We start from the raw sequence: 25,322 nt of genomic DNA, 5'->3' as shown, positions 1-25,322 counted from the left end.
AATAAAGGAACTCAGTCTAAGAACGCCACGTCCTGTGGCAACGACTGAGTGACCAACATCGTGTTGGCCTAAAGCCTCCGGCGGATGTCACGGAATCGGAGAGGAGTTCTTTGTGCAAGCACAAAGCCGATTCCGGACGCAATTATGCCGAGGCATAATTGATCTAGGAGTGTGTTTAAATTGGAGAAAGAACAGCTGAAAAATAAATATTTACAGCAAATATTTCAATATATTCAAGATGGCATTATCATAATGAATCACAACCGTGAAATTTTAATGATGAATCCCTCGGCGAAGCGGTTAACGGGATGGAAATTAGGAGAGCGAGTGCCATTTTGTTCATTTTGTGAAAACCGTCAAAAGTCTCCAAAAGAACATACATGTTATTTAATAGAGCATAATGAGGTTCCCTACTTTTTATCGAAAATGCCGACGTATCATGGCAGTAAGATAGATGTTGAAATGAGTACGGCACTGATGTATACAGACGGTAAAACAAACGAGCAAGAGTTTCTTCTTGTTTTGCGCGATCAAACTCTTCAACTAAAGGAAGAAGAGGCTCGGATTTCGAAGCTTATTATTAAAAAGCTAATTGAGGCCAAGGAGGAAGAACATAAAAGGCTTGCGCAGGAATTACATGATGGCGTAGGTCAATCATTATATACAATATCTGTTGCTCTACAAGCGATTGAATCTTATGTCAAAGACAATGAAAAGCTAAATACTTATATTGAAGAAGTACGCAATGAGCTAGAGCAAGTAATGAGTGATATTAAATTGTATTCCTATCAGCTTCGCCCCCATAGCATAGATCAGTTAGGGATTTCGCCTACATTAGACACCCTTGTCGATTCAGTGCAAAAGGTACATCCTAATATTGCGATAACGTTAGAAACAGATTTTGAAGAACGGTGTCATCCTTCTGTAGAAATCAATATTTATCGCGTCGTGCAGGAGGCTTTACACAATATTATTAAATATGCGAAGGCCTCTAAGGTCGTCATACGACTCGAAAAGAAAGCTTCGAATTTATCACTCTATATAGAAGATAATGGCGTAGGGTTTGATCTGCAGTACGTGAAAAAAGAAGGACTCGGTTTAAAGCATATGGAGGAGCGAATTACACTGTTAGGTGGATCTTTTAATATTAATTCGGCTCACAATAAAGGTACTCAAATTAGCATTCAAGTACCTAATTGGAAGGATGACTTTAGATGATTCGTGTTTTAGTAGTAGATGATCATGTGCTAATCCGTAAAGGGATTGTTCTTTTATTGGAAAATTATATAGATATAGAGGTTGTAGGTGAAGCGGGTGATGGAGCAGAGGCCATCATTCAGGCAACTTCATTAAACCCAGATGTCATTTTAATGGACGTATCCATTCCGAATGGGTTAGATGGATTTACGGCTACTCAAGAAATTCATAAGCAAATGCCTAACGTGAAAATTATTATGTTAACAATGCACAATGAAGTTGCTTATATTCAAAAAGCGATTGCTGTTGAAGCCAATGGCTATATTTTAAAAAATAGTCAAGGTGGAATTCTATACGAGGCTATCCATGCTGTATATAGTGGTCGCATATATTACAACGTAGGTATTCCTCAAGAACAGCTGGATAAATTATTTGAACATAAGGGGCATGAAGATCAATGCATTTTAACTGTGCGTGAGCAGGAGATAATGAGGTTAACAGTTCTAGGGTATACGAATATCCAAATTGCTGGGCAGCTATATATTAGTAGTAAAACGGTTGAAAATCATAAATCAAATATTATGCAAAAGCTCAATTTAAGTAATAAAGCTGAGCTTATTCAGTATGGGCTAACAAATAACTATATGTAACAACTTGTTACTGTGCAGTATGTAATTGAAATATGTCTCTTCTGCAACATTAACATTCCGGCTAGGCGCTTTGTATGCAAGAAAAGCGACAGCTACAATTAAGCTAAGGTGAAATTGAAGGATACACATTTTTAAAATTATTCCTTTGCCAACAAGCTAAGATCACTTGAAATATGAGTGATCTTTTTTTGTTTTTTAGGAATAATTTTTAATATTGTCACAGTGAGTAAGCTAATAGTGGAAAACCCCTATATGTCTGAAATTGCAGCAGGACTATACTGAAAGCACATAAATAAAAGGAGATGCAAGCACAGTGGATATAACATTTATAATTGTGATTTTCCTGATTGGATTCGTTGGATCCTTTGTGTCCGGTATGTTGGGGATAGGCGGTTCAATCATTAAATACCCAATGCTGCTATATATACCACCACTCTTTGGCTTAGCGGCATTTTCCGCACATGAAGTTTCAGGTATTAGTGCGGTACAAGTGTTTTTTGCTTCGATTGCAGGGGTTTGGGCGTATCGAAAAGGTGGATATCTTAATAAGCCCCTCATTCTTTATATGGGGGGAGCCATTTTAGCTGGTAGCTTTGTTGGGAGCTACGGATCACAGTTTTTGTCTGAAAGTGGTGTGAATGTCGTATACGGGATTTTAGCCTTGATTGCAGCTGTGATGATGTTTATTCCTAAGAAACAAATTGATGATAAGCCGATGAATGAAGTAACTTTCAACAAGCCGTTAGCCGCTATTTTAGCATTTATTGTTGGGATTGGCTCAGGGATCGTTGGTGCTGCAGGTGGTTTCTTGCTTGTTCCGATTATGCTTGTAGTACTTGGGATCCCAACGCGCATGACGATTGCTACTAGTTTGGCCATTACGTTTATCTCTTCAATCGGCGGAACAATCGGTAAGTTAATGACAGGGCAAGTCGAATACTATTCCGCAGGTATTATGATAGTGGCAAGTTTACTGGCGGCGCCTCTAGGGGCAAAAGTAGGTAAAAAAATGAATACGAAAATTTTGCAAAGTATATTAGCCGTACTCATCTTAGCGACGGCGATTAAAATTTGGGTTGATTTATTATGATGAAAAAACAAAAAGTGGTTGCCTATAAATCACATGAAAGAAAGCTAATAATTATAAGTTTTTTAGTAGCGGGGATAATGTTTCTTTCAATCATTGGAAGAATTTTTGGTACCTAGGAGATGAAATAAAATGAATGATTCAGCTGTAATGTGGAGTCGGGCCTTAACGGAGTTAACATTATCATTCCATATCGTTTACGCAACAATTGGCGTCGGTATACCTTTGATGATTATGATTGCTCAATGGGTGGGATTAAAAAATAATGACGAACACTATTTATTACTCGCAAGAAGATGGGCAAGAGGGTTTGTGATTACTGTGGCAATCGGGGTTGTCACTGGTACTGCCATTGGATTGCAGCTATCACTACTATGGCCAAACTTTATGGAGTTGGCTGGTCAGGTGATCGCATTACCATTGTTTATGGAAACATTTGCGTTCTTTGTTGAAGCAATTTTCTTAGGGCTTTATTTATATACATGGGATCGATTTAAAAATCCGAAGCGACATCTATTATTATTGGTCCCAGTAGCGATTGGTGCTTCTATGTCGGCTGTTTTTATTACGATTGTGAATGCCTTTATGAATGCACCGCAGGGCTTTGACCTTGTAGATGGAGAGCTTGTAAATATCCAACCTGTATTAGCGATGCTAAATCCTGCAATGCCAACGAAGGTAGCGCATGTATTAGTAACATCTTATATGACGGCAGCATTTTTATTAGCTTCTATTGCAGCTTATCGTATGCTGCGAGGGTCGAAGCATGTGTATCATAAAAAAGCATTACATCTTTTACTGAAACTTGGACTAGTATTTTCGCTAGCAGCACTCATTGTAGGTGATTTTTCTGGGAAGTATTTAGCGGAATATCAACCTGAGAAATTAGCTGCTGCTGAATGGCATTTTGAAACAAAAGAGGATGCTTCGCTTGTGTTATTTGGAGTATTAGATGGGGAAGAAGTAAAATATGCTATCAAAGTACCGTACGCATTGAGCGTATTGGCGCATAATAATCCTTTCGCAGAAGTAAAAGGTTTAGATCAATTTCCTGAGGACGAACAGCCGCCACTTTATATCCATTATTTGTTTGACATCATGGTAGTTATCGGAACTTTCCTAATTGTCGTTGCAGCTATTTATGTGCTAGGTAAGTTGCGAGGGTGGAAGTTTATTTCTTCAAAAAGTTTTAAGAGAATAGTATTGGCAGGTGGACCGCTATCGCTTATTGCTGTTGAGGCAGGATGGTGGTTTGCGGAAGTAGGGCGTCAACCTTGGATTCTTCGTGGTTATATGAAAACGGCGGAAGGTGCTACAACAAGTGGTCAAGTCGATACTATGCTAATACTATTTGCAGGGCTGTACATTATTTTAGCAATAGGGAGTATCGTAGTGCTTATTCGTATGTTCCGTAACAATCCGATTGAACGTGAGATTGAAGAACATAAACAAGTGGAAGGATGTGCAGGGCAATGAGCTTAGAAATATTAGGAATTTCGGTATTGTGGTTATTTCTATTCGGCTATGTCATTGTTGCGTCCATAGACTTTGGAGCGGGCTTCTTTAATGCTTATAGTGTCTTAATAAGTAAAGATCATATATTAGCAAATGTGATTAAGCGCTATTTATCTCCGGTGTGGGAAATTACGAATGTCTTCCTTGTATTTTTCTTTGTTGGAACGGTAGGTTTCTTTCCTCAAACGGCATATTATTATGGCACAATTTTGCTAGTGCCAGTCAGTATCTCATTAATATTAATTGCAATTAGAGGGAGTTATTATGCATTTGAATCCTACAGTGGAAAAGGCGGTCATATCGGATATACAATGATGTACGGAATTACTGGTTTATTTATACCTGCATCCCTTTCTATTGTATTGACGATATCTGAGGGAGGGTTCGTAAAAATTGTAAATGACGAACCGCATTTACAATTTGCAAAACTTTTCACCAATCCGTTAACGTGGTCTATTGTGCTATTAAGTATAGTGGCAGTTTTATATATTTCAGCTGTTTTCTTAACATGGTATGGAAAAAGAGCACAAGATGAACATGCTTCTAATTTAATGAGAAAGTATGCACTCGGTTGGTCTTTGCCGCTCATAATAAGTGTAATAGGGATTATGGTGGAGTTAAAGGGACATGTGCCCGAGCATTACGAAAATATGTTAGATCTGTGGTGGCTTTTCGCCATTTCAGGTGTGCTATTTCTTATAACGCTAGTTCTTCTATTTAAAAAGAAAAACTATGGCATAGCTGTCTTTTTAATGGTTGCCCAATTTGGATTTGCATTTTTCGGCTATGGTATTTCGCATTATCCGTATTTACTGTATCCGTATATCTCAGTCTATGATAGCTTTACAAATGAAACAATGGCAATTGCATTAGTGATAGCGTTTGTTGGAGGATTAGTTCTACTCATACCTTCACTATATTTAGTAATGAAATGGTTTGTGTTTGATCGTGATTATGCTTGCGGTAAACACGATCACCATGTATAGGGGGAACTATAATGAATCAATTTATTATTTTGTATGCACCTTTTCTCGTAGTAGCTATTAGCATTATGATTGGCTTTTGGATAGGACCGAAAGATCGTCAAATTAAATAGATTACAGACGCTAATCCTAAGGAGTCTGTTTTATCGTATAAATTAATTAAATAGGATAGAAGTTCAAAAAAGGAGCTATATGGAAAGTCTGAGTGATTGACTTTCTATATAGCCCCTTTTGTTTATCTGTTATTTTACTTCATGCAGCGCTCTGATGGTCGCTCGATTTTTACATAGCGCCACAAGCTATTAGCGATATCACGTGCCTCTTCTGCGTGTTCGGTTCCAACGAATGCTTTACGGAAAGGTGTAAGAAGTGATTCGATGATAAAGAGCTTTGGCTTTTCGCGCTGTAGTTCCTCTAATAAGAATTCTACATATTCTAAGCCTTCTGCTGTTTCATTCTTAGGCAATCCTTTTTTAAAGCCTGTTAATTGCTCGATGACCGTCGCCTTGTCTACAGTTTTATAGTTCGCGACGTTTTGTATCGTGTTGATCATTTCCGTACTAATGAGGATTTCTTTTGATTCAAGCATAACGGGTATAATTACGCTAATATTGCGTAATGCTACACGTACAATGGCTTCGCGATTTATATATTTATAATCAGCAATTAAGACAGCACGTATTGATAGGTTAATCATACCAAGTGTCTGCACAGCACATTCGTAGCTAATTGGACTAACTTCTTCTCCGAAAACTTGTACAAGTCGATTAGCAAGCCACTCCAGTTCTTGTAAATGATAGTTTAAAATAATTTTTTTCAGTTCATTATCACGAGAATGGAAAACCGATTCAAAAATTTGAATTAAATTATGTTCTCGATTGACATACATGAGTACTGCAACTTGTTGGGTTAATACTTCCAAATCAGTAGGGTCCTTGCCATAAAGAAGTTCGTGGCGGCGATTACTGGCCTCCTCGCGCCCTTCATCTAATATGGCGATTAAGCATTCATTTTTAGAAGAAAAATGATTATAAAATGTACCCTTTGAAATTTTAGCTGCACTAATGATGTCGTTAATCGATGCATCCACGAATCCTTTTTCAATAAAAAGAGCACGGGCAGCAGTAATGATTTGTCTTTTTCTTTTGTTCATAACCTCACCTTTTTTAAAATATTATACTCTTATTCTATATCTAAAACGCCTATATATCAATGTTTTAAAAATTTATAGACTTAATTCTTGAAAAAAGTAGACTGCGAGTATAAAATAAGTTTTATCGAAAAAAACAAGAAAGAATTGAGGGATATAAATGAATAGTGGTCAAACACTGAAAAAGCCCCCCTATGGAATGATTTCAATTTTATTTGTGGGTGCTTTTGTTGCTTTTCTTAATAACACATTGTTAAATGTTGCATTACCAACAATCATGAAAGATTTTGATATAACGTATTCAACAGTACAATGGCTTGCAACAGGTTATATGCTTGTAAGTGGTATTTTAGTACCTGCTTCAGCATTCTTCGTAACACGCTTTAAAAATAGACATTTATTTATTGTAGCGATGTCAGTCTTTACAATCGGTACGATTATGGCTGGATTTGCACCTAACTTCGGTACACTTTTAGCAGGTCGTATGGTGCAAGCAGCAGGTGCTGCAAGTATGTCACCACTTTTAATGAACGTAATGCTGATTAGTTTCCCAAAAGAAAAACGCGGTGCAGCAATGGGGATTTTCGGTTTAGTTATGATTTCCGCGCCAGCGATAGGTCCTACATTATCTGGATATATTGTTGAGCACCATGATTGGCGTATGCTATTCCAAATGATTATTCCATTTGCTGTAATTAGTTTATTATTTGGTATTTGGAAATTAGAAAACGTGATGGAAACACGTGAAGTTCATTTGGATTTCCCTTCAGTCCTATTATCAACAATAGCGTTCGGTGGTATTCTATATGGTTTCAGTACTGCAGGGGATAAGGGCTGGTCAAGTCCTTGGGTATACGGCACAATTTCAGTTGGCCTTCTTGCTTTAATTATCTTCATATTTAAACAACTACGTATGGATCAACCTTTACTTGAATTACGTATTTATAAATATCCAATGTTTGCACTTGGATCTGCTATCTCGGTTATCGTATCAATGGCTATGTTCTCTGGGATGATTTTAACACCTGCTTATGTACAATCGATTCGTGGAATTGATCCATTTAAAGCGGGCTTAATGATGCTTCCAGGGGCACTTGTAATGGGGATTATGTCGCCGATTACAGGGAAACTTTTTGATAAATTTGGACCTCGTGTATTAGCGATAATTGGTTTAGCGATTACAACAATTGCAACATTCGGTTTAACAAAGTTAGAGTTAGATTCAAGCTATACATTTATCGTGTCTATGTACACAATTCGTATGTTCGGTATGTCAATGGTTATGATGCCAATTATGACAAATGGTTTAAATCAATTACCACAAATGATGAACCCACATGGTACTGCCATTAATAATACTTTACAGCAAGTGGCTGGGGCGATTGGTAGTGCTGTAATGGTAACGCTTATGAATAACCGTACAAAAGCAAAAGCGGAAGAATTAATTGCAGACGCAAAAGCTAATGCAGCGCAATCAGGTGTTGCCCCAACGCCAGAACAAATGCAACAAATGCAGGATCAGATTACGCAAAATGCTTTATTAGAAGGTATTACACATTCATTCTTCATAGCAGCTTGTATTACAGTTCTTGCACTAGTGCTTGCGTTCTTCTTAAAACGCGTTAAAGTTGAAAGCGCAGCAGCTTCTATGGATTTAAAAAAACCAACTAAATAAATTTGATGTTTAGACCTGTTAGTGGAATTTTTCCTTCTAACAGGTTTTTTTAAATAAAAGCAATGAGGTGGTTTGGGCATAACTAAAAAATGTAGTATTACACGAACGATTGCGGGGAAGTTTAAATAGACCAAATAAAAGACATTTTAAAGATTCGAGATGGCTCATCAACAAACGTTGTGCCCGGGAACGTTTTGGTGTAATGTACCTTAAAACTCGAAAACATTGTATTTTTTTTACAGTAGGGACAAAAAAGCAAGCTTAACTACGATATATAGTTACAAAATCAATGAATTTTGAAAAGATTGTCGAAATTGTGATTTAGCTCATTGAAATAATATGTAAACAGTCTTATAATGGAGTTTGTAATGTCACCAAGACAAGATAAGGATGGAATTATAATGCACTTTTTGCAAAATAAAGTTAACATTGTAATAACAAGTTATACGAATTGCTATCCAGCTCTTGAGACTGGTGATTTGTAAGATATACGCGCTGTAACGACTGTTAAGAAGTGCCTTAATGGTCTTTTTTACATGGAAGCAATAAAATTAAAATAGTAATAGTGATGGCAAAGGAGAGTTCAAAATGTCAGAAACGAAAAACCAAACACAGTCTGAACAATTAACTGTGAGTCAAGAACAACTGGATGTGCTAGATCAATTATTAAAGCCTGAGGTTCAGGAATCACTTACAACTTTAGTTGAGCAATTACCTAAGTTAACTGAAATGATGACGCTATTAACAAAATCATATGAGTTTGCTCAAGCTGTTGCAACGGATGAAGTGCTTAAAAATGATACTGTTGGTGCTGTAACAGAAATGGCAGGCCCTGTAGTAGGATCGGCTAAAAACCTTGCAGCTACTGCAATTGAAGCGAAAGATCGCGCTTCTGAAAGCCAAGAAGTAATTGGCTTATTTGGTCTTATGAAAATGTTAAAGGACCCACAAGTTCAAGGTGTTTTCCGTTTTGTTAATGCTTTCTTACAAGTAAGCGCTGAACGTAAAGCTAAATAAGACTTGACTCGAGATATATTCAAAACGTAAGGACGGAGGATTAATTAATCATGTCAAAAGAAATCGTCATCTTAGGTGCTGGTTACGCTGGCGTTTTAACTGCATTAACAGCACGTAAGTATTTATCAGCTGATGAAGCTAAAATTACTGTAGTAAACCAATTCCCAACACACCAAATCATCACTGAACTTCATCGTTTAGCTGGTGGTACTATTGCAGAAGGTGCTGTTGCTTTACCACTTAAAAAAATCTTTAAAGGTTTAGATATTGATTTACAAATTGCTAAAGTAACAAAATTCAATGTAGACACTAAAAAAGTGGACCTAGACAATGGTTATACTTTAAATTACGATACTTTAGTTGTATCTTTAGGTAGCCAAACTGGATTCTTCGGTATCCCTGGATTAGAAGAAAACTCTATGGTACTTAAATCAGTGGACGAAGCAAACAAAATTAACAAACACATCGAAGATCGTATTAAAGCATATGCACAAACAAAAGACGAAGCAGATGCTACGATTGTTATCGGTGGTGGCGGTTTAACAGGTGTAGAGCTTGTTGGTGAAATCGTGGACAACTTCCCGAAAATCGCGGCAAAACACGGTGTTAACTTTGCTGATCTTAAAATCAAACTTGTTGAAGCTGGTCCAAAAATCTTACCAGTACTTCCAGATGCACTTATCCAACGTGCTACTGAAAGCTTAACAAAACGTGGCGTTGAATTCATTACAGGTACTCCTGTAACAGGCGTTGATGGAAATGTCATCTCTCTGAAAGATCGCGAACCAATCGTTGCTAATACGCTTATTTGGACAGGTGGGGTAGCTCCACTTCCAATCGTAGGTGAGTCTGGTCTTGCGGCAGACCGCGGTAAAGCTACAATTAACGAGTTCTTACAATCTACATCTCACGATGATGTATTCGTAATCGGTGACGCATCTGTTGCATTACCAGCTGATGGTGGACGTCCACTATACGCACCAACTGCTCAAGTTGCATGGCAAATGGGTGAGTGCGCTGGTTACAACTTATTCGCACAATACAAAAACCAAGAGATGAAGCCTTTCTCTGCTATTAACTCTGGTACACTTGCAAGCTTAGGCCGTAAAGACGCTGTTGCGACGATCGGTGCTAGCAACACAGAACTTAAAGGTCTTCCTGCAACTCTTATGAAAGAAGCGTCAAACATTCGCTATCTTACACACATTAAAGCGCTATTCGGCTTAGCGTATTAATATTTTTTTAGGGCATGAAACAATAGAAATATTGTATTCATGTCCTTTTTTTAATGGAGCGACGGGAAGAAGAGCAGAGTAATGGGAAGAAATTAAAACGAAGGATAGAAAATTCAGAGCGATAGAAGGAAGTCAGAGCGACGGAAAGAATAGTCAGAGCGACGGATGAAAGAGGCAGGGCGACGGAAGGAAGAGCCGAAGCGACGGAAAGAAATCAGAGCAATGGATAGAACAGTCGAAGTGACGGAAGAAAGAGGCAGGGCGACGGAAAGAAGTCAGAGCGACGGATAGAACAGTCGAAGTGACGGATGAAAGAAGCAGGGCGACGGAAAGAATAGTCAGAGCGACGGAAGGAAATCAGAGCGACGGAAAGAACAGTCGAAGTGACGGAAGAAAGAAGCAGGGCGACGGAAAGAATAGTCAGAGCGACGGAAGGAATAGTCAGAGCGACGGATGAAAGAGGCAGGGCGACGGAAGGAAGAGCCGAAGCGACGGAAAGAAATCAGAGCGATGGATAGAACAGTCGAAGTGACGGAAGAAAGAGGTAGGGCGACGGAAAGAATATTCAAAGTGACGGAAAAAAGTCAGCCTGATGGATAGAGAGGCCGAAATTGCGGATAGAATGGTCAAAAACGTTGATAGAATGGCCAAAGTCATGGATAGAATAGCCAAAACGACAAAAAAGGGTCAGTCTGATGGATAGAAAAGCAAAAATAGCGGATAGAATGGTCAAAAACGTGGATAGAAAGGCCAAAAACGTGGATAGAATGGTCAAAGTCGTGGATAGAATCGCCAAAGCAATGGAAGGAAGTCAGAGCGGCAGAAGGAATAGTAGAGCGACGGAAAGAATAGTCAGAGCGACGGATGAAAGAGGCAGGGCGACGGAAGGAAGAGCTGAAGCGACGGAAAAAAAGTCAGTCTGATGGATAGAAAAGCGAAAATAGCGGATAGAATGGTCAAAGAAGTCAGAGCGACGGAAAGAAGATTCAGAGCGACGGATAGAACAGTCGAAGTGACGGATGAAAGAGGCAGGGCGACGGAAGGAAGAGCCAAAGCGACGGAAGGAAATCAGAGCGACGGATAGAACAGTCGAAGTGACGGAAGAAAGAAGCAGGGCGACGGAAAGAATAGTCAGAGCGACGGAAGGAATAGTCAGAGCGACGGATGAAAGAGGCAGGGCGACGGAAGGAAGAGCCGAAGCGACGGAAAGAAATCAGAGCGACGGATAGAACAGTCGAAGTGACGGATGAAAGAGGTAGGGCGACGGAAAGAACATTCAAAGCGACGGAAAAAAGTCAGCCTGATGGATAGAAAGGCTGAAATTGCGGATAGAATGGTCAAAAGCGTGAATAGAAAGGCCAAAAACGTGGATAGAATGGTCAAAGTCATGGATAGAATCGCCAAAACGACAAAAAAAGTCAGCCTGATGGATAGAAAGGCCGAAATTGCGGATAGAAAGGCCAAAAACGTGGATAGAACCACCAAAATCGTGGATAGCCCCGACAAAGCCACGAAAGATAGAATCGCCAAAGTGACAAACAGAGCTATCGATACGAGATCAGCATACATTATGTCTTATCCAAACATTTATGTAGCACCTCTTATAAAAGAGGCGCTACTATTTTTATATCTTTATTGCTTCCGATATCGAAGCGATAGCATCGAAATCTCTTTTACTCATTGAGGTCAGAAAAACATTCCGATAAATTCGGAAATGATTTCGACATTATTGAAGATAAGCTTTAAGCGCTGTAAATAGAGACTGACAAATGATGATTGACGTTACCGTATTAGTAGCTATTTCAAGAGAATGGTCAGCATTTTCTACAATAGCAAGCTCGTGGGAAGAAAGCTGATCTAATCTTTCTTTAGAGTAGTGAGGATCAGCCGTACCGATTGCTAGAAAGGCCTGCTTTCCAAGCAAATTTTCCATCACATGATCAAGTGATAACAGGGGTGTCAAAAGCACATAACGAGAAGGAATAGAAGAAGACTGCTGCATATAAAAATCTGTGATAGGCAGTGTTCCGAGTGATTTTCCAATGTATACAGCTTCTGTATAAGGTTTTGTGCTTAAAATATATTCCACAATAGGATTAGCTGCATTATAAACCATTTCTGAAATAGCTTTTGGCTCTTGTTCAAATTGCTTCGAATCAAATGTATAGCATACTTGTACTACATCATAGCCAAGCTCCAGCATTAGCTCAGTAGAATAATAAAGAAGTGGTTTTTCATACGTATAGCCTTTGCCAGAGAACATAAAGCACACCTTATCACTTTCTTTATCAAAGTAATTGTATGGTATATCGTTGTGCTGTTTTTTTACTGCTTTTATTTTCATCATAATTCCTCCTTGTCATACCAAATTGTTGAAAGATTGATGTGCCCTAAGTGGTTGAAGTCCAATTTTAAAATATCCTGGGCAAAGGGTATAGCATCGAGATGTGTAAATAATGGTATCAAAATAGCTTCTTCAATTAAATAGTGCTCTAAAGAATCGAAAAGGAACGGCCATTCTTCGATTGTTGCTAATTTAAATTTTTCAAAGATATTGATAAAATAAGCATCTTCTTTGCATACTTTGTAAATTGGAGAAACTGGGCTGAAAGCGGTATGCAATTTTTGAAAAGCACTATTTACAGTTGTGACATTCGTATAAACAAATGCATCGTACTTAAGAGGCTGAAGGCTATCTTTAATATATTGAGATAGTTTTAAGGATTCTATTTGTGGGTGATAGCCATATTTCGATAAAGATGAAAATAAGTGTTGACCGAGATTGATTTTATTTTTAGGTACACCGATATTTAAAACCTCTTTTTTATATAGCGGGGAGATATTTTTACTAAAACTACTTAAATGATTTTGTAAGGCAGAATCATTTTCAATAACTTTATATAAATGTTTATGTATTATGTTTTTAATATATTGCCTTTGTGCTTTAGTTGAACAAGCTTCTTTATTTTTATTTAAAATAACTGCACAAACCCCGTTTTGGATATTAATTTTTTTATGATTAATGTCATTGGAGAAATTAGTTTGATAAAACGAATTAGATCCTTTTGGAAGTATGTTTAATTCTACCGTATGTAATAATGCTTTCATGCCAAAATAATTGTCATATGCCTCCAAAACAATTTGATGGGGTGTATGTTTTGATATAGCAAATGAACCTGTTCCGAAAACTACATTATCTACAATTTTATAGATACTTGCTTGGATATCTGTTAGTAAGTGTAGTGCGTATGTGCAAGTCTCCGAAAAAATAAAATCAATTGTCCACATATCAACAATGGTAATTTCTCGAATAGGCTGCCATAAAGGAAGGTGTAGTAATTGGCGTAAACACCAAGCTACATCACGTGCTGTTAGTAAATCGCCATTGTGGAATGCAACATTCTTCCGTAAATAAAGACGCAATGTTACGCCATTAATTTTCCAATGGTGCGCAAGGGAAGGGATGATAATACCATTTGCATCTGCTTCAACTAAACGATTTGTTAAATTGGATAGAAGTGCGGCACTATAAACATCGTTTACTTGATTCGGTTGTAAAGTATGAATAGGATGGTAGATTGGCACAATCAAATGCTCATTATATAGGATATTGTTTTTTATATTTTGTTGATATAGATGCTTAAATATCACTGCTAAAGAATCCGTTAAATTAGGAAATGCGAATAATTCTTCCCAATCCAACATCGTCATTGTTGAGAGATGAGATTTAAGCTTATCCACAATAATTTGTTCAATATCTCCTTGCCATTGGATTTTGGATAAGTGTCCACGTCCATTCCCGGCGTTATAAATAAGCCAATTGTGTTGCTGAAACAATTTAAGATAACGATTTAGTTGTTTAGGACTTATTTTTAATATAGTTGCTAATTGTTGATGATGAAAATTGTTGCCTTTCTGTTGGCAATAGAGTGTGAGTAAATAAAATAGTGTTTTATTTTTTGATAGAAAGGTGGACATTTAATATCTCCTTTTGTCTCTTTTTGTGAAAATTGTTTTATTTTATAATCTAACTATAACAAAGGGGGAGAAAATATGAAGGCTGTGATTATTAATGAGTTTGGTACTTCTGATGTTTTAAAGTACGTAGAATGTCCAAAGCCTACTATTTCAGCAGGGGAAGTATTAATACGTACGACTTATACGAGTGTGAATTTTGCTGATATTAAAAATAGAACAGGTAATAAGGCAAAAGCAAATTTTCCGATGATCCTCGGTTTAGATGTAGCTGGTGTAGTTGAAGCGGTTTTTGATGAATGTAGTACTTTTAAAGTTGGAGATATCGTAATTGCATTCCCGAAGAATGGTGCCTATGCAGAATATGTGGTGGCGAAAGAGCAGCTTGTCTTCAAAGTTCCGAATGATGTCTCTTTGGAAAAGGTAGCTGCTGTGCCGACAGTTTTGTTTTTATCCTATCTCTTAACACATCAAATTGCTCCAATTAGTACAAACGATAGCGTCTTGATTCATGCTGCAACTGGTGGGGTAGGGACAATGCTGATTCAGATGGCGAAAAAGCTAGGTGCCAAAAATATTATTGGCACAGTTAGTGATAGGAAGAAGGCGCCAATTGCCTTTGAACTAGGCGCACACCATGTACTGACATACGATGATTTTAGTGCTCAAGTCAATGAATATACGGAAGGCCATGGTGTAAACATAATATTTGACTCCATTGCTGGAAATATTACGGAAGAAAGCTTGAACTGTTTAGCTCTGTATGGAACGCTAGTGCAATTTGGAAATAGTGGCGATAAGGCGGGAAATATAAAAACATCGGATTTACATAGTAGCTGCCGCAATGTGAAAGGCTTTAGCTTAGGAACGACTCGAGCTTCCAAGCCAGAAATGCTACATCAAGTTGCTCAGGAGATGTTTACCTTATTAAAGGATGAAAGCTTCCAAGTACCAATTGCTGAAATTTTTGCATTAGAGGACATGCAGAAAGCGCATGATTTGATGGAAAGTCGCCAGCATCAAGGGAAAATTTTAATTAAAATATAGAATGAACACCCCCTGTTAGTGATCACTATACAGGGGGTGTTTCTACTTTAGTGCTTGTAGTTGTGCCACGTAACTGTAATTCTGCGAAAGAGCTTACCCAATTAGTAAAGAATTTATTATTTCATCGACAATAAACGAGGATTTCCTTTTAATAGTTACCAAAATGAGGTATCATTATATGGATTTTTGTCTTTCTTTGACTGATTCTGACATATATTATAGTTCGACTTTTTACTAAAATAGTATATTTGGCTAAATTAAAATGGGTCATTAATTTTGATAGCTCTTCACCTGTTAAAATTAGTTGATTTTCGTTCAGACTGGACGGCTCAGAAAAAGCCAATCGTAACAGAAATCAACCACATATTATAATGGTGAACCATAGTATTTCATTAAGTAAAGGAATGGCTATTAGGGGAGTGGTGCAATGCTTTTTAATTCCTTTGAATTTATTTTTCTATTTTTACCAATAACATTTATTATTTATTTTTTATTAAATCGTTTCAGGAACCAGCAATATGCGATTTATTGGTTGGTACTGAGCTCTTTATTTTTTTATGGCTATTTTAAGTTAACTTATTTAGCCATCATCACTATTTCAATTGTTGTGAACTTTGCTTTAAGTCGGGTGATTAATACTAATAATCGTTGGAGAAAAACGTATATGATTATTGGGGTCGCCTTCAATATTTTAATTCTTTGTTACTATAAATATACTGATTTCTTTATTGAAAATATAAATAGTTTACTGGGTACAAATATTGCGCTGTTGCACTTATTGCTACCATTAGGACTTAGTTTTATCACATTTCAACAGATTGCTTTTATTGTTGATAGTTATCGTGATGGAACAGCTCATTATAAATTTAGTCATTATGCGCTGTTCATTTTGTTTTTCCCGCAATTAATTGCAGGACCAATTGTTCAGCATGATGAGATGCTTCCACAGTATGATACGAAGGAAAATCGTAAAGTTATTCATGAACATGTTGCACGAGGCATATTTATTTTTGCTATTGGTTTAGTTAAGAAGGTTGTTATTGCTGATACGGTTGGTATATGGGCGAATGAAGGCTTTGCGAATTATAGTAACTTAAGTTTTGTAGAGGCTTGGATTACGTCATTATCGTATACAGTGCAACTTTATTATGATTTTAGTGGGTATTCTGATATGGCGATTGGTTTAGCATTATTATTTAATATTAAACTGCCCGTCAATTTCTATTCTCCTTATAAAGCACGTAATATTCAAGAGTTTTGGAAAAAATGGCATATGACATTGAACAGGTTTTTAACTACATATGTATATTTCCCGTTAGGTGGTAGCCGTAAAGGTGCTTTTAGAACCTATATAAATATATTAATTATTTTCTTCATCAGTGGATTTTGGCATGGTGCCGGTTGGAATTTCATTTTATGGGGGCTTCTTCACGGCTTTGCGTCTGTCGTAGTGAGACTTTTTAGTAAAACAGGTATTAAGCTTCCGTATTTACTTTCATGGTTTATGACTTTCCAATTTGTTAATATCGCTTGGGTCTATTTCCGTGCAACAAGTATGGAGCAAGCGAACACCATTATAGCCAAAATGTTTACGCCAGATATGACAGCTATTAATAATTTCTTTACGGAGCCGCATACGAGTTTTGCTCAAGCGGAAGCATTTAATATTTTGGGGCTATCATTAAGTGATCCATTAGTGATTGTTGTAGGACTGTTAATCGCACTTGTTATTGCATTTACGACCTTAAATTCTATTCAATTAATGGATAAGATGAAATTTAATTGGGGAGCAATCATTTATACACAATGTATGATTGCACTAGTGCTAGTATCGATTTATTATATGCAAAAAAATAGTATATTCTTATATTTTAATTTCTAAATAAAGGTGTGAATGAACTTGGATCCGAAAAAATGGTTAGTAAAATTGTTTGCCACATCTTTCATCGTAATAGGATTACCTGTTTTCGGAATTATGGGTTTCAATTATTATATTGACCCTCTTTGGAATTACACACATGCAAATGATTTTAATGACTATCAGCTTGGCTTTGATGAAAGACAATTAAAAACAAATTATATGAATAGCCATGATTTTAACTATGATAGTTTGTTAATTGGAACGAGCAGGATTACGTATCTTGATGAGAGAGCCTTTACCAAAGAAAATGTTTATAACTATTCATTGAGCGGGCTGCATATAGAAGAATATTTGCCTTATATGCAATATGCTGAAAAGAAAAATGGTAAGCCGTTTAAGAGGATTTTTATGGAGTTATATGTTGATTCAGCGAATGCTGAAAAATCGAATGCTTTGAATCCTCCGCAAACTTATTTTGAGACGTCTGAGGCACCGTTTTATGCAATAAAATCACTGTTTTCAGAAAGCACGATGCATTATGCTCTTTTTAATTATGATATTTCAAAAGCAAATCATTATGACGGCGCTCGTAGTTACACGCGTCATAATATTGCTCAAACGACGTACTCCAATGATGATATGGAGCAGGAATGGCAAGAATTCAAGAAAAAATTTAAAGCGGAGACAGCCAAGCCTTTTGTGTATGATACCGACTATCGAAAAAGGCTCCAAGCTATAAAAGATGCATTCCCAAATTCAGAACTAGTAATTTTTACAGAGTTAATGCCTGCAAAACGGCTGCAAACCATTTTGCATAACGATGATCGTTACGAGGCTTATAGTAGATGGATGAACGATATGGTGGATGTTTTTGGTACCGTATATAGCTTCCATGGTGTGAATGACGTAACAACAAATGAGAATAACTTTTTTGATTGGTTGCATTACTATCCAAACGTTGGAGATTTAATCATAAAATCTTTAGAGAGTAGGGATGAACCCTCAAATATTATGCAGGATGTAAATAGAGGGAATCTTGATGAATACCTTAAAAATGTAGTAGTAGATATTAATATTGATTAAACGATTCTAAAGATGACTCCGATTTGTACTGTCGGGTCATCTTTTTTAAGTTTTTAACTTGAAATTATTTTGGTGTGGATGATTGCCAAACTATTGCAAGTAACGCGACGCCTTCATTGATTTGCTCAATGGTTAGCCCACCATAGCCTATAATGACGATAGCATGTTTTGAGGCTTGCTGATAGGAGGTTGAACATGGGTAGACTTTGATTCCTACCTCCTGGGCAAGCCTTATGGCATCCTGTTCAGAAAGCCTTTTTGGTAACTTCATAACAATGTGTAACCCAGATTTTTCACCAATTACTTCGAATTCCTTAGAAAAGTTTGCCTCAATCGCTGCTAGTAACGCTTGTTGCTTTTTACGATAAATAGTGCGCATTTTGGCTAAATGCTTATCGAATAAACCTTGAGCAATAAAATCAGCTAACACAAGCTGATCGATTTTGGAAACAACAGATTTTTGTTCTTGATTGAAAAGCATAAATTCTTCGACTAACGATTTGGGCAAAATCATGTAGCTTATGCGCAGCGCTGGGATTAGTGTTTTGGAAAAGGTTCCGAAATAAATAACGCGTTGAAGCTGGTCCATTTTTGCTAAAGAGGGAATAGGGAGCCCCTTATAACGAAATTCGGAATCATAGTCATCCTCAATAATATATGCCTTCGCTGAATTAGCCCATTGCAGAAGTTCTGCACGCCGTTCAACAGGCATGACCATCCCAAGCGGAAACTGGTGTGCAGGTGTTGTGTATAACATGTGGATGGACTCTTTCGGTATGGTTACCCCTAAGTTATCAACAGGAATAGCATGGGTTGTTAATCCACACTGTTGCGATGTTGCACGTACTCTTTTAAAGCCAGGCTCCTCTAAGCCAACGTGTGCTTTTTGGCCAAAAAAGTGACAGAGAGCTTGAAGCTGATTTTGTGTACCACTATAAACAAACACCTGTGATGCTTCACAAGTAACGCCTCTTGATCGTTCAACATAGCGAGCAATTTCCGTACGCAATATAGCCTCTCCTTGCCAAGGACTTGTTGTTAAATTATCCACATTGAAGTGCTTTTTCAACAGCTTATACCAGATCGAAAGTGGAAAAGCTTCCTTATCCACATGTCCGTTATTAAAATCAAAGGTTGTAGTATATGTAGTTGATGATAGAGCTGTGGATAGGTGCTGTTTTCGCTGCTGTCCCCATTCCAATTCAAAAGTCGCGATAAAATAGCCAGAGCGTTCCTTACTATAAATATAACCTTCAGCTAGTAATTGTTCATAAGCTTCCTTAACTGTATGGACACTTACATCAAGCGTTTTAGCAAGGGTTCTTTTAGAAGGTAATTGCTCATGGGCCAGTAGTTTCTTACTTAAAATTGCTTGTTTTAAATCCTCGTAGATTTGCACGTATTTCGGTGTATCTCCAGTAAATGAAATCGATAACTCCAAAACATTGCACCTCCTGGTACGGTGAGTTTTTTGTGAATTGGTTCTATCTATCATATCAAAAATGCCGTTAAATATTAAAAAGGAGGGACACAAAATGAATTTTATAGCATTAGAAAATGAGGCAGTATTTCTGAAGCCATTAGAGCAGGAGGATAAGCAAGGGTTATTTGAGGCTGGTAGATATCCAGAGATTTGGTCACACATGCCCACAACAATAGAGAAGATGGTCGATGTGAATAACTTTGTGGACAAAGCATTAGAAAAAAAACATGAAAAAACGGAGTTCCCATTTGTAATTGTGGATAAAAAATCTGGACAAATCATTGGGTCGACTCGGTTTATGGACATTGAAGAAACGCATAAACGACTTGAAATAGGTACTACATGGATTACACCTGCTTTTTGGCGCACGGCCATAAATACGAATTGCAAATATTTATTATTACAATACTGCTTTGAGGTACTTAATCTACAACGTGTGCAAATTAAAACAGACCACGAAAATTTACGGTCTCAAGAGGCGATTGAACGTTTAGGAGCAACAAAGGAGGGGGTCTTACGAAACCATATGGTGCGGAAGGATGGTACAACACGCCATACTGTGATGTACAGCATTACTCTGCAAGAATGGCCACAAGTGAAAAAACATTTGCAGCAGTTGCTAGTCGGCGCAGCTGAGAAATTGGGATAAAGAAATTATTATATAAAAAAAGAATGGTCATTAGTCGACCATTCTTTTTTTATAGATAAATCCAGTTACAATCCAAGCTACTAGTGACCATGCGATGATAGTAGCGATTGGAATAATAACATCCATTGTAGTGTATGTGCCTTCTAAAGACTCTGCTAATAACACTAATTGAGAACTTGGTAACCACTCTGCGATTTTTAAAATAGGAAAGTTAGATGAAAATGCCAGGGCAGAAGGACCAAACGGGAAAATAAAGATAACAGGTAGAATGATAAGAGATCCTTCCATAACTGTTTTGGCGAATAATCCACATAATGTCCCTATTGCAATATAGAACACAGTCGAAAGTATTAAAGTAATAGCTAAGATGAAAAGATTAGCTGGGCTATAGCCAACAATGTAAATAGTCAATGCTACAACTACCATTGTAAGTATAAGGACAAACAAGCTTTTACCAATTAAAATATCGCCAAGTGAAGCAGGGGAAAGCATTAGACTACGAAGCGTATTTTTTTCTTTCTCCTCTGCAATTAGACAGCATTGTACATAGGCAGTCACCATAGAAAATGCAATATTTATTGTAATGAAATAGGCGGCGATAGTAGTTGAGCCCGATTTATTAATAAAAAATGCCATAACAAGTGGCATAAGTACCATAACTGATACCGCATAGTTCCGTGAAAATTCCTTATAATCCTTCATTAAAATAGCCTGAATACGTGTCATTGAAATGTTCATACTAAATCACTCCCTGTTATTTGCATAAAAATATTACCTAGTGTAGGCTCGTTCGTATAAATACGAGAAACTTCGTTAGATTGCATCCAATGAAACAGTTTTTCTGCATCCTGTTTTCCATTTTGAATGACCTCACTAGTACCATTTTTTAATTCAACTGTAATCGATTCATCGCCAAACTCTTTTTTCAAATCCTTTGGCGCACCAATCGCTCGAATCTTCCCTTTATGTAAGAAGGCTACACGATCACAAAGTATTTCTGCTTCACTCATATCGTGGGTCGTTAAAAATATTGTTGTACCCATCTCGTTTAATTTGCGCAAGCCGTTATATATATGCTGTGTATTAACAGGATCGAGTGCTGAAGTTGGCTCATCTAAAAATAATAGTTCTGGTTTATGCATGATGGCACGTGCAAGCGTAACACGTTGCATCATTCCTTTAGAAAGCTGACTAATTTTCTTTTTACGATCACCATATAAGTTAACAAAATCTAACGCCTCTTTTACGGATGATTTAGGCAATTGATATAAATTACTGAATAGTAATAAATTTTCCTCGATTGAAAGACGTGTATATAGTCCGCTATTATCTGTTAAAATACCGAAGCGTTTACGATTGTTACTTTGTTTCATCTCATTTGCTGGGCGACCAAACAGTAAAACGTCGCCATCCGTTTTTTCACTTTGTGCTGTTAATATTTTAATAGTAGTAGTTTTTCCGGAGCCGCTAGGTCCAAGAAAGCCGAATATTTCCCCTTTTTGAATAGTAAAGGAAACATCCTGTAATGCTGTTTCCTTATTAAATGTTTTTTTCAAATGCTGAACATCGATTACTGCGTTCATTTGAAAACCTCCCTGTGTTGTTGTTGATATCTACACTATAAGGGACAATAAGGATCTCAACATTAAAATACAGGTGAAAGGCAGTAAAATGATCGTTAGTGGAGAAATAGTTTAGCTGACAGGAGTCGTTTATTTCCTGGGAAATCTACTAAATTCCGAGTATTTCCTTTAAATCAGCGAGTTTATTTTTCGACAAAGGTACGACGGTCTTTTCATTGCTATTTAGGGCTAGGCTGTAGCTATTGCGAGTCCATGTAATGATTTCCCGTACCTTTTGTAAGTTAACGATATAAGAGCGATGACTTCTAAAGAAGCCGAACGGTGTCAATTTTTGCTCAAGTTCATTTAGTGACAATGTACATGGATAGGATTCACCTGTAACATACAGTGAAACAACCCCCTCAACACTTTCGATATAATCGATTTCGGGAGGATTAAATAAAATGATTTTATCGTTCTTCTTTGTTGGGATTTTATCAAGTCGAATCGGTGCACTTTCAAGAGAGGGGGGCGCAAGTTCTGCCTCATCTTCGTTCACATCTAATGCATGTAAGCCCATTGCATCTAGTCTATGTATTTCTGTACTCGAAACGATTAAATCCTCAAAATTGTTAGATAGTAAAATGACTGTTTTATTTTGCTTTTGAAGGACATCCAATAATTGAATCACTTTTTGTTTGGAGAATTCATCCATATTTTGGAATGGCTCTTCTAAAACTTGTATCGATTCCTGATTAAGATATGTATGAATCAATTTTAAACGTTGCTTTTCTCCATTTGAAAGTTTGCTGATTTTAATGTTCTTTTGCTCCATTAAAGCAAATAATGTTAATAGATCCTCTAGCTTTTTAGAAGAAGCATTGAAAAGCTTTATGCAAAATTTGATATATTCCCGAACTGTTAGTCGCTCATACAAGGCATTTTCACGATAATATGTATACGTATTGCTTTGCTTCGAAAACCACTGTATTAATGTATGTATTTTTGACACATCAGTGTGGATGCCAATAATAATGCCAGGTTGCATGGATAGGTGAAAGTTTGGATAAATTACATTTCCTCCTTCTATATAAGGATCAATAATAATGCTTTCATTTTGGTTCATTGTTTTGTCCTCCTTGACAGGTCTTAATTTCGAAAAATTGCGAGATTTCAGCATGTGCCTGTGAATAACTTTCATCACAATAGTTTGAATTATTGAAGTCCATAAAACCGTGCTGACCTGGATATTGTCTCGTATGAACAGACGGTAATGCATCGAGTGTTTTCTTTAATTCATGGACGTTAAAATTTTTCTCATGACTTGGTAAAATAACAAGTGTCGGACAAGAGGGGATTATATCCATATATTGACGAATGCGTGATCCATAAACGCAAACGATTCCTTGTAATGGTAGTATTGATAGTCTCCAAGCTAATGTTGCGCCCACACTAAATCCAATTAACATTATTTCATCATAATGAGTCCTAGCTTCCAATATTTTTTCGGTCAGTTTTTCGAGAGGAGCATCAAATCCAACTTCGTTTATGAAATATTCATAGGCGTCCTGTTCTTGTTCGTATGGAAATGTTTTCCTCCCTGAATATAAAGAAATGCATTCAACAGTAGTGTTGACGTTACTGAATGTTTCAGCTTGCAATTTTATAAAATCGTTGACGCCATAAATCTCATGTAAAATAAATACTTTTCTCTTCATTTTTACCTCTTTCATTTTTTAATAGTGTATCAAAGAATAATCCTATCGTATAAAATTTTTGTATTTCAAAAAGCACTCAAAAGTAAAAAAATCCGCGCAGACTTATGTGATCTTGATTTGACCACAGAAATCGAGGCGGAGTTTTCCGTTGATATATCCCTTTATTTCATAACTTTAGACATAAAACCCTTCATTTCCAGACTAAGCGTATTAAGCTCATCAATAATTTCACTAAAGTCCTGAACAAGTTGGGCTTGTTCGTTGGTGGCACCATTTATTTGAGTCATGTTTTGTTTTAAATTTTCAAGATTATGATTGATGCTTCGAAGTGAGGATTCAATGTGATCAGTAGCAGTAGTTGTTTCTGTAGAAAGTTTGCGAACTTCTTGCGCTACTATATTAAATCCGGCACCATGTTGGCCCGCTCGTGCTGCTTCGATTGATGCATTTAATCCGAGTAAATTGGTTTGACGAGAAATATTTTTTATTAAATCGGTAATGCCGTTTGTTTTTTCAGCGTCCTCTAAAGCAAATTGTGTTTGTTTATTGATTTCCTCACTAGTTGCGGCTAGTTCCTCTGAATTAGAGGCAATTGTATGTACTTTATCCTGTAGGTTTTGAATAATATCATTCATGGTAAGAATATATTTTTCCATTTGGAGAGAATGATCAATAGGTAATCCAAAGGCTAGCGCCCCTACAATATGCCCATTTTCACGAACGGGAAAAGAGAATCCGTTAAAATCTATACCATAAACCTCTTTTGGTACAGGTGAATCAGTGCTTTTCCCTTTAAGCGGGAGACGTAAAATGGCATCATCTGGATTAATTTTTTGCCCGTTTTTATAACCAGCATCTAATCGTTTCCCAGCTAAATAAACAACAATACTTTCACTCTCTTTGTCTACTAATGCCATCATGGCCTCACCCTTCATAGCTAAATGAATGTAAGGCAATGACTTTGATAATGCTTCAATAATATTCATAATGACCTCCTTGGTATATGTAAACTTCGTTCAATGGGGTATAAAATCTCTCATTTATATAAACGTTATTTTTTGGAAAGTAATGCTTCTTTAATTGTATGAAAAAAGGAAGAGAATAAAAAGACTATCTTAATACCATTATTCTTTAAAAAAGTACGAAAATAAGGTCCTATATGTTTAATTTGTTTAAAAGGTTGGATTTACATGGTAACAAATATTGCAGGTTCAGTAATCATGGTGCATACGCAATAGAACTTTACAGAAAATAATACGGTATTACAACATAGATAATACTATGTAAAATGGTTGATTGGAGTGTAGGCTGGGCGACTCCTTGGGGATCAGCGATAGGGGAACGAAGGCTAAGAACATTACATCCTGTGATAACGCCTTCGTGACCAACCTCGGTGCTGCTGCCGCTACGTTAGCACTACGCTTTCGCGCAAAAA

Annotated in this window: 24 protein-coding genes; 15 read left to right on the top strand and 9 right to left on the bottom strand. The window is 37.0% G+C overall.

Features of this window, described 5'->3' with window-relative positions; translation table 11 throughout:
* Positions 1–180: 180 nt before the first annotated feature.
* The 6 genes from MWJ95_RS21560 (at position 181) to cydS (ending at position 5,545) form a co-directional block, all read left to right on the top strand.
* The gene (locus MWJ95_RS21560) at positions 181–1,218 is read left to right on the top strand and encodes a PAS domain-containing sensor histidine kinase (RefSeq protein ID WP_249107216.1); all 1,038 of its coding nucleotides are present in this window, start codon (positions 181–183) and stop codon (positions 1,216–1,218) included.
* The gene (locus MWJ95_RS21555; protein ID WP_249075625.1) at positions 1,215–1,847 is read left to right on the top strand and encodes a response regulator; all 633 of its coding nucleotides are present in this window, start codon (positions 1,215–1,217) and stop codon (positions 1,845–1,847) included. Before MWJ95_RS21560 ends, MWJ95_RS21555 begins: the two co-directional genes overlap by 4 nt.
* Before the next feature lie 313 nt (positions 1,848–2,160).
* A complete protein-coding gene (locus MWJ95_RS21550; RefSeq protein ID WP_249075624.1) occupies positions 2,161–2,937 on the top strand; it encodes a sulfite exporter TauE/SafE family protein in 777 nt (258 codons plus the stop codon).
* A gap of 129 nt (positions 2,938–3,066) precedes the next feature.
* A complete protein-coding gene (locus MWJ95_RS21545) occupies positions 3,067–4,410 on the top strand; it encodes a cytochrome ubiquinol oxidase subunit I (RefSeq protein ID WP_249075623.1) in 1,344 nt (447 codons plus the stop codon).
* Positions 4,407–5,435: a cytochrome d ubiquinol oxidase subunit II gene (locus MWJ95_RS21540; protein WP_249075622.1), complete on the top strand. Its 1,029-nt coding sequence runs from the start codon at positions 4,407–4,409 to the stop codon at positions 5,433–5,435. The genes MWJ95_RS21545 and MWJ95_RS21540 overlap by 4 nt, the downstream gene beginning before the upstream one ends.
* Before the next feature lie 11 nt (positions 5,436–5,446).
* The gene (gene cydS, locus MWJ95_RS24760) at positions 5,447–5,545 is read left to right on the top strand and encodes a cytochrome bd oxidase small subunit CydS family protein (protein WP_374110256.1); all 99 of its coding nucleotides are present in this window, start codon (positions 5,447–5,449) and stop codon (positions 5,543–5,545) included.
* A 134-nt stretch (positions 5,546–5,679) separates the two neighbouring features.
* Here the strand turns inward: cydS and MWJ95_RS21535 are convergent, their stop codons facing one another.
* Entirely contained in the window at positions 5,680–6,585 is a 906-nt protein-coding gene (locus MWJ95_RS21535) for a TetR/AcrR family transcriptional regulator (protein WP_249075621.1), read from the bottom strand.
* A gap of 157 nt (positions 6,586–6,742) precedes the next feature.
* On the opposite strand from MWJ95_RS21535, the gene MWJ95_RS21530 reads away from it, so the two are divergent.
* The 5 genes from MWJ95_RS21530 to MWJ95_RS21510 all read left to right on the top strand — a co-directional run bounded on the left by MWJ95_RS21530 (position 6,743) and on the right by MWJ95_RS21510 (position 12,193).
* Positions 6,743–8,257 carry a DHA2 family efflux MFS transporter permease subunit gene (locus MWJ95_RS21530; RefSeq protein ID WP_249075620.1) on the top strand — a complete coding sequence of 505 codons (1,515 nt, stop codon included), beginning with the start codon at positions 6,743–6,745 and terminating at the stop codon, positions 8,255–8,257.
* A 588-nt stretch (positions 8,258–8,845) separates the two neighbouring features.
* A complete protein-coding gene (locus tag MWJ95_RS21525; RefSeq protein ID WP_049667242.1) occupies positions 8,846–9,274 on the top strand; it encodes a helical membrane plugin domain-containing protein in 429 nt (142 codons plus the stop codon).
* 50 nt (positions 9,275–9,324) lie between these two features.
* Positions 9,325–10,509: an NAD(P)/FAD-dependent oxidoreductase gene (locus MWJ95_RS21520; protein WP_249075619.1), complete on the top strand. Its 1,185-nt coding sequence runs from the start codon at positions 9,325–9,327 to the stop codon at positions 10,507–10,509.
* Between the two features lie 695 nt (positions 10,510–11,204).
* Complete coding sequence (locus MWJ95_RS21515; protein WP_249107215.1) at positions 11,205–11,432, top strand: hypothetical protein; 228 nt, start codon at positions 11,205–11,207, stop codon at positions 11,430–11,432.
* Between the two features lie 323 nt (positions 11,433–11,755).
* Positions 11,756–12,193: a hypothetical protein gene (locus tag MWJ95_RS21510; protein ID WP_249107214.1), complete on the top strand. Its 438-nt coding sequence runs from the start codon at positions 11,756–11,758 to the stop codon at positions 12,191–12,193.
* Between the two features lie 42 nt (positions 12,194–12,235).
* Here MWJ95_RS21510 and MWJ95_RS21505 read toward each other — a convergent pair whose 3' ends face one another.
* Together MWJ95_RS21505 and MWJ95_RS21500 are read right to left on the bottom strand one after the other, a co-directional pair.
* Positions 12,236–12,856, bottom strand: coding sequence for a hypothetical protein (locus tag MWJ95_RS21505; protein ID WP_249107213.1), 621 nt, complete (start codon positions 12,854–12,856; stop codon positions 12,236–12,238).
* Positions 12,853–14,487 carry an ABC transporter substrate-binding protein gene (locus MWJ95_RS21500; protein ID WP_249107212.1) on the bottom strand — a complete coding sequence of 545 codons (1,635 nt, stop codon included), beginning with the start codon at positions 14,485–14,487 and terminating at the stop codon, positions 12,853–12,855. The genes MWJ95_RS21505 and MWJ95_RS21500 overlap by 4 nt, the downstream gene beginning before the upstream one ends.
* A gap of 75 nt (positions 14,488–14,562) precedes the next feature.
* On the opposite strand from MWJ95_RS21500, the gene MWJ95_RS21495 reads away from it, so the two are divergent.
* The 3 genes from MWJ95_RS21495 (at position 14,563) to MWJ95_RS21485 (ending at position 18,475) form a co-directional block, all read left to right on the top strand.
* The gene (locus MWJ95_RS21495) at positions 14,563–15,531 is read left to right on the top strand and encodes a quinone oxidoreductase family protein (RefSeq protein WP_249107211.1); all 969 of its coding nucleotides are present in this window, start codon (positions 14,563–14,565) and stop codon (positions 15,529–15,531) included.
* A 427-nt stretch (positions 15,532–15,958) separates the two neighbouring features.
* Positions 15,959–17,413: an MBOAT family O-acyltransferase gene (locus MWJ95_RS21490; protein WP_249107210.1), complete on the top strand. Its 1,455-nt coding sequence runs from the start codon at positions 15,959–15,961 to the stop codon at positions 17,411–17,413.
* An 18-nt stretch (positions 17,414–17,431) separates the two neighbouring features.
* Complete coding sequence (locus MWJ95_RS21485) at positions 17,432–18,475, top strand: hypothetical protein (RefSeq protein WP_249075610.1); 1,044 nt, start codon at positions 17,432–17,434, stop codon at positions 18,473–18,475.
* Positions 18,476–18,539: 64 nt separating this feature from the next.
* On the opposite strand, the gene pdxR is transcribed toward MWJ95_RS21485, so the two are convergent.
* Positions 18,540–19,916, bottom strand: a complete 1,377-nt coding sequence (pdxR, locus tag MWJ95_RS21480) for a MocR-like pyridoxine biosynthesis transcription factor PdxR (RefSeq protein ID WP_249107209.1) — start codon at positions 19,914–19,916, stop codon at positions 18,540–18,542.
* 94 nt (positions 19,917–20,010) lie between these two features.
* Between pdxR and MWJ95_RS21475 the strand changes: the two genes are divergently transcribed.
* The gene (locus tag MWJ95_RS21475) at positions 20,011–20,607 is read left to right on the top strand and encodes a GNAT family N-acetyltransferase (RefSeq protein WP_249107208.1); all 597 of its coding nucleotides are present in this window, start codon (positions 20,011–20,013) and stop codon (positions 20,605–20,607) included.
* A 30-nt stretch (positions 20,608–20,637) separates the two neighbouring features.
* On the opposite strand, the gene MWJ95_RS21470 is transcribed toward MWJ95_RS21475, so the two are convergent.
* The 5 genes from MWJ95_RS21470 to MWJ95_RS21450 form a co-directional block, all read right to left on the bottom strand.
* On the bottom strand, positions 20,638–21,345 hold the full coding sequence (locus MWJ95_RS21470; protein WP_249107207.1) for an ABC transporter permease: 708 nt from the start codon (positions 21,343–21,345) through the stop codon (positions 20,638–20,640).
* The gene (locus tag MWJ95_RS21465; RefSeq protein ID WP_249075606.1) at positions 21,342–22,190 is read right to left on the bottom strand and encodes an ABC transporter ATP-binding protein; all 849 of its coding nucleotides are present in this window, start codon (positions 22,188–22,190) and stop codon (positions 21,342–21,344) included. The genes MWJ95_RS21470 and MWJ95_RS21465 overlap by 4 nt, the downstream gene beginning before the upstream one ends.
* A gap of 148 nt (positions 22,191–22,338) precedes the next feature.
* Positions 22,339–23,295, bottom strand: coding sequence for a LytTR family transcriptional regulator DNA-binding domain-containing protein (locus tag MWJ95_RS21460; RefSeq protein WP_249107206.1), 957 nt, complete (start codon positions 23,293–23,295; stop codon positions 22,339–22,341).
* Entirely contained in the window at positions 23,282–23,887 is a 606-nt protein-coding gene (locus MWJ95_RS21455; protein ID WP_249107205.1) for a dienelactone hydrolase family protein, read from the bottom strand. The genes MWJ95_RS21460 and MWJ95_RS21455 overlap by 14 nt, the downstream gene beginning before the upstream one ends.
* 161 nt (positions 23,888–24,048) lie before the next feature.
* Positions 24,049–24,873, bottom strand: coding sequence for a methyl-accepting chemotaxis protein (locus tag MWJ95_RS21450; protein ID WP_249075603.1), 825 nt, complete (start codon positions 24,871–24,873; stop codon positions 24,049–24,051).
* Between the last annotated feature and the right edge of the window lie 449 nt (positions 24,874–25,322).

Origin of the sequence: Lysinibacillus sp. Bpr_S20 (genome assembly GCF_023337835.1) — a bacterium.
In the GTDB taxonomy this organism is placed as follows: Bacteria; Bacillota; Bacilli; order Bacillales_A; family Planococcaceae; genus Lysinibacillus.
Note: the sequence above shows the minus strand (reverse complement) of the source record. Positions and strands in the feature narration are given on the sequence as shown.

Coding starts and splice junctions, on each gene's coding strand:
- MWJ95_RS21555 (WP_249075625.1), top strand. CDS start 1,215: ATGATTCGTGTTTTAGTAGTAGATGATCATGTGCTAATCCGTAAAGGG.
- MWJ95_RS21545 (WP_249075623.1), top strand. CDS start 3,067: ATGAATGATTCAGCTGTAATGTGGAGTCGGGCCTTAACGGAGTTAACA.
- MWJ95_RS21540 (WP_249075622.1), top strand. CDS start 4,407: ATGAGCTTAGAAATATTAGGAATTTCGGTATTGTGGTTATTTCTATTC.
- cydS (WP_374110256.1), top strand. CDS start 5,447: ATGAATCAATTTATTATTTTGTATGCACCTTTTCTCGTAGTAGCTATT.
- MWJ95_RS21535 (WP_249075621.1), bottom strand. CDS start 6,585: ATGAACAAAAGAAAAAGACAAATCATTACTGCTGCCCGTGCTCTTTTT.
- MWJ95_RS21530 (WP_249075620.1), top strand. CDS start 6,743: ATGAATAGTGGTCAAACACTGAAAAAGCCCCCCTATGGAATGATTTCA.
- MWJ95_RS21525 (WP_049667242.1), top strand. CDS start 8,846: ATGTCAGAAACGAAAAACCAAACACAGTCTGAACAATTAACTGTGAGT.
- MWJ95_RS21520 (WP_249075619.1), top strand. CDS start 9,325: ATGTCAAAAGAAATCGTCATCTTAGGTGCTGGTTACGCTGGCGTTTTA.
- MWJ95_RS21515 (WP_249107215.1), top strand. CDS start 11,205: ATGGATAGAAAAGCAAAAATAGCGGATAGAATGGTCAAAAACGTGGAT.
- MWJ95_RS21510 (WP_249107214.1), top strand. CDS start 11,756: ATGAAAGAGGTAGGGCGACGGAAAGAACATTCAAAGCGACGGAAAAAA.
- MWJ95_RS21505 (WP_249107213.1), bottom strand. CDS start 12,856: ATGATGAAAATAAAAGCAGTAAAAAAACAGCACAACGATATACCATAC.
- MWJ95_RS21500 (WP_249107212.1), bottom strand. CDS start 14,487: ATGTCCACCTTTCTATCAAAAAATAAAACACTATTTTATTTACTCACA.
- MWJ95_RS21495 (WP_249107211.1), top strand. CDS start 14,563: ATGAAGGCTGTGATTATTAATGAGTTTGGTACTTCTGATGTTTTAAAG.
- MWJ95_RS21490 (WP_249107210.1), top strand. CDS start 15,959: ATGCTTTTTAATTCCTTTGAATTTATTTTTCTATTTTTACCAATAACA.
- MWJ95_RS21475 (WP_249107208.1), top strand. CDS start 20,011: ATGAATTTTATAGCATTAGAAAATGAGGCAGTATTTCTGAAGCCATTA.
- MWJ95_RS21470 (WP_249107207.1), bottom strand. CDS start 21,345: ATGAACATTTCAATGACACGTATTCAGGCTATTTTAATGAAGGATTAT.
- MWJ95_RS21465 (WP_249075606.1), bottom strand. CDS start 22,190: ATGAACGCAGTAATCGATGTTCAGCATTTGAAAAAAACATTTAATAAG.
- MWJ95_RS21460 (WP_249107206.1), bottom strand. CDS start 23,295: ATGAACCAAAATGAAAGCATTATTATTGATCCTTATATAGAAGGAGGA.
- MWJ95_RS21455 (WP_249107205.1), bottom strand. CDS start 23,887: ATGAAGAGAAAAGTATTTATTTTACATGAGATTTATGGCGTCAACGAT.
- MWJ95_RS21450 (WP_249075603.1), bottom strand. CDS start 24,873: ATGAATATTATTGAAGCATTATCAAAGTCATTGCCTTACATTCATTTA.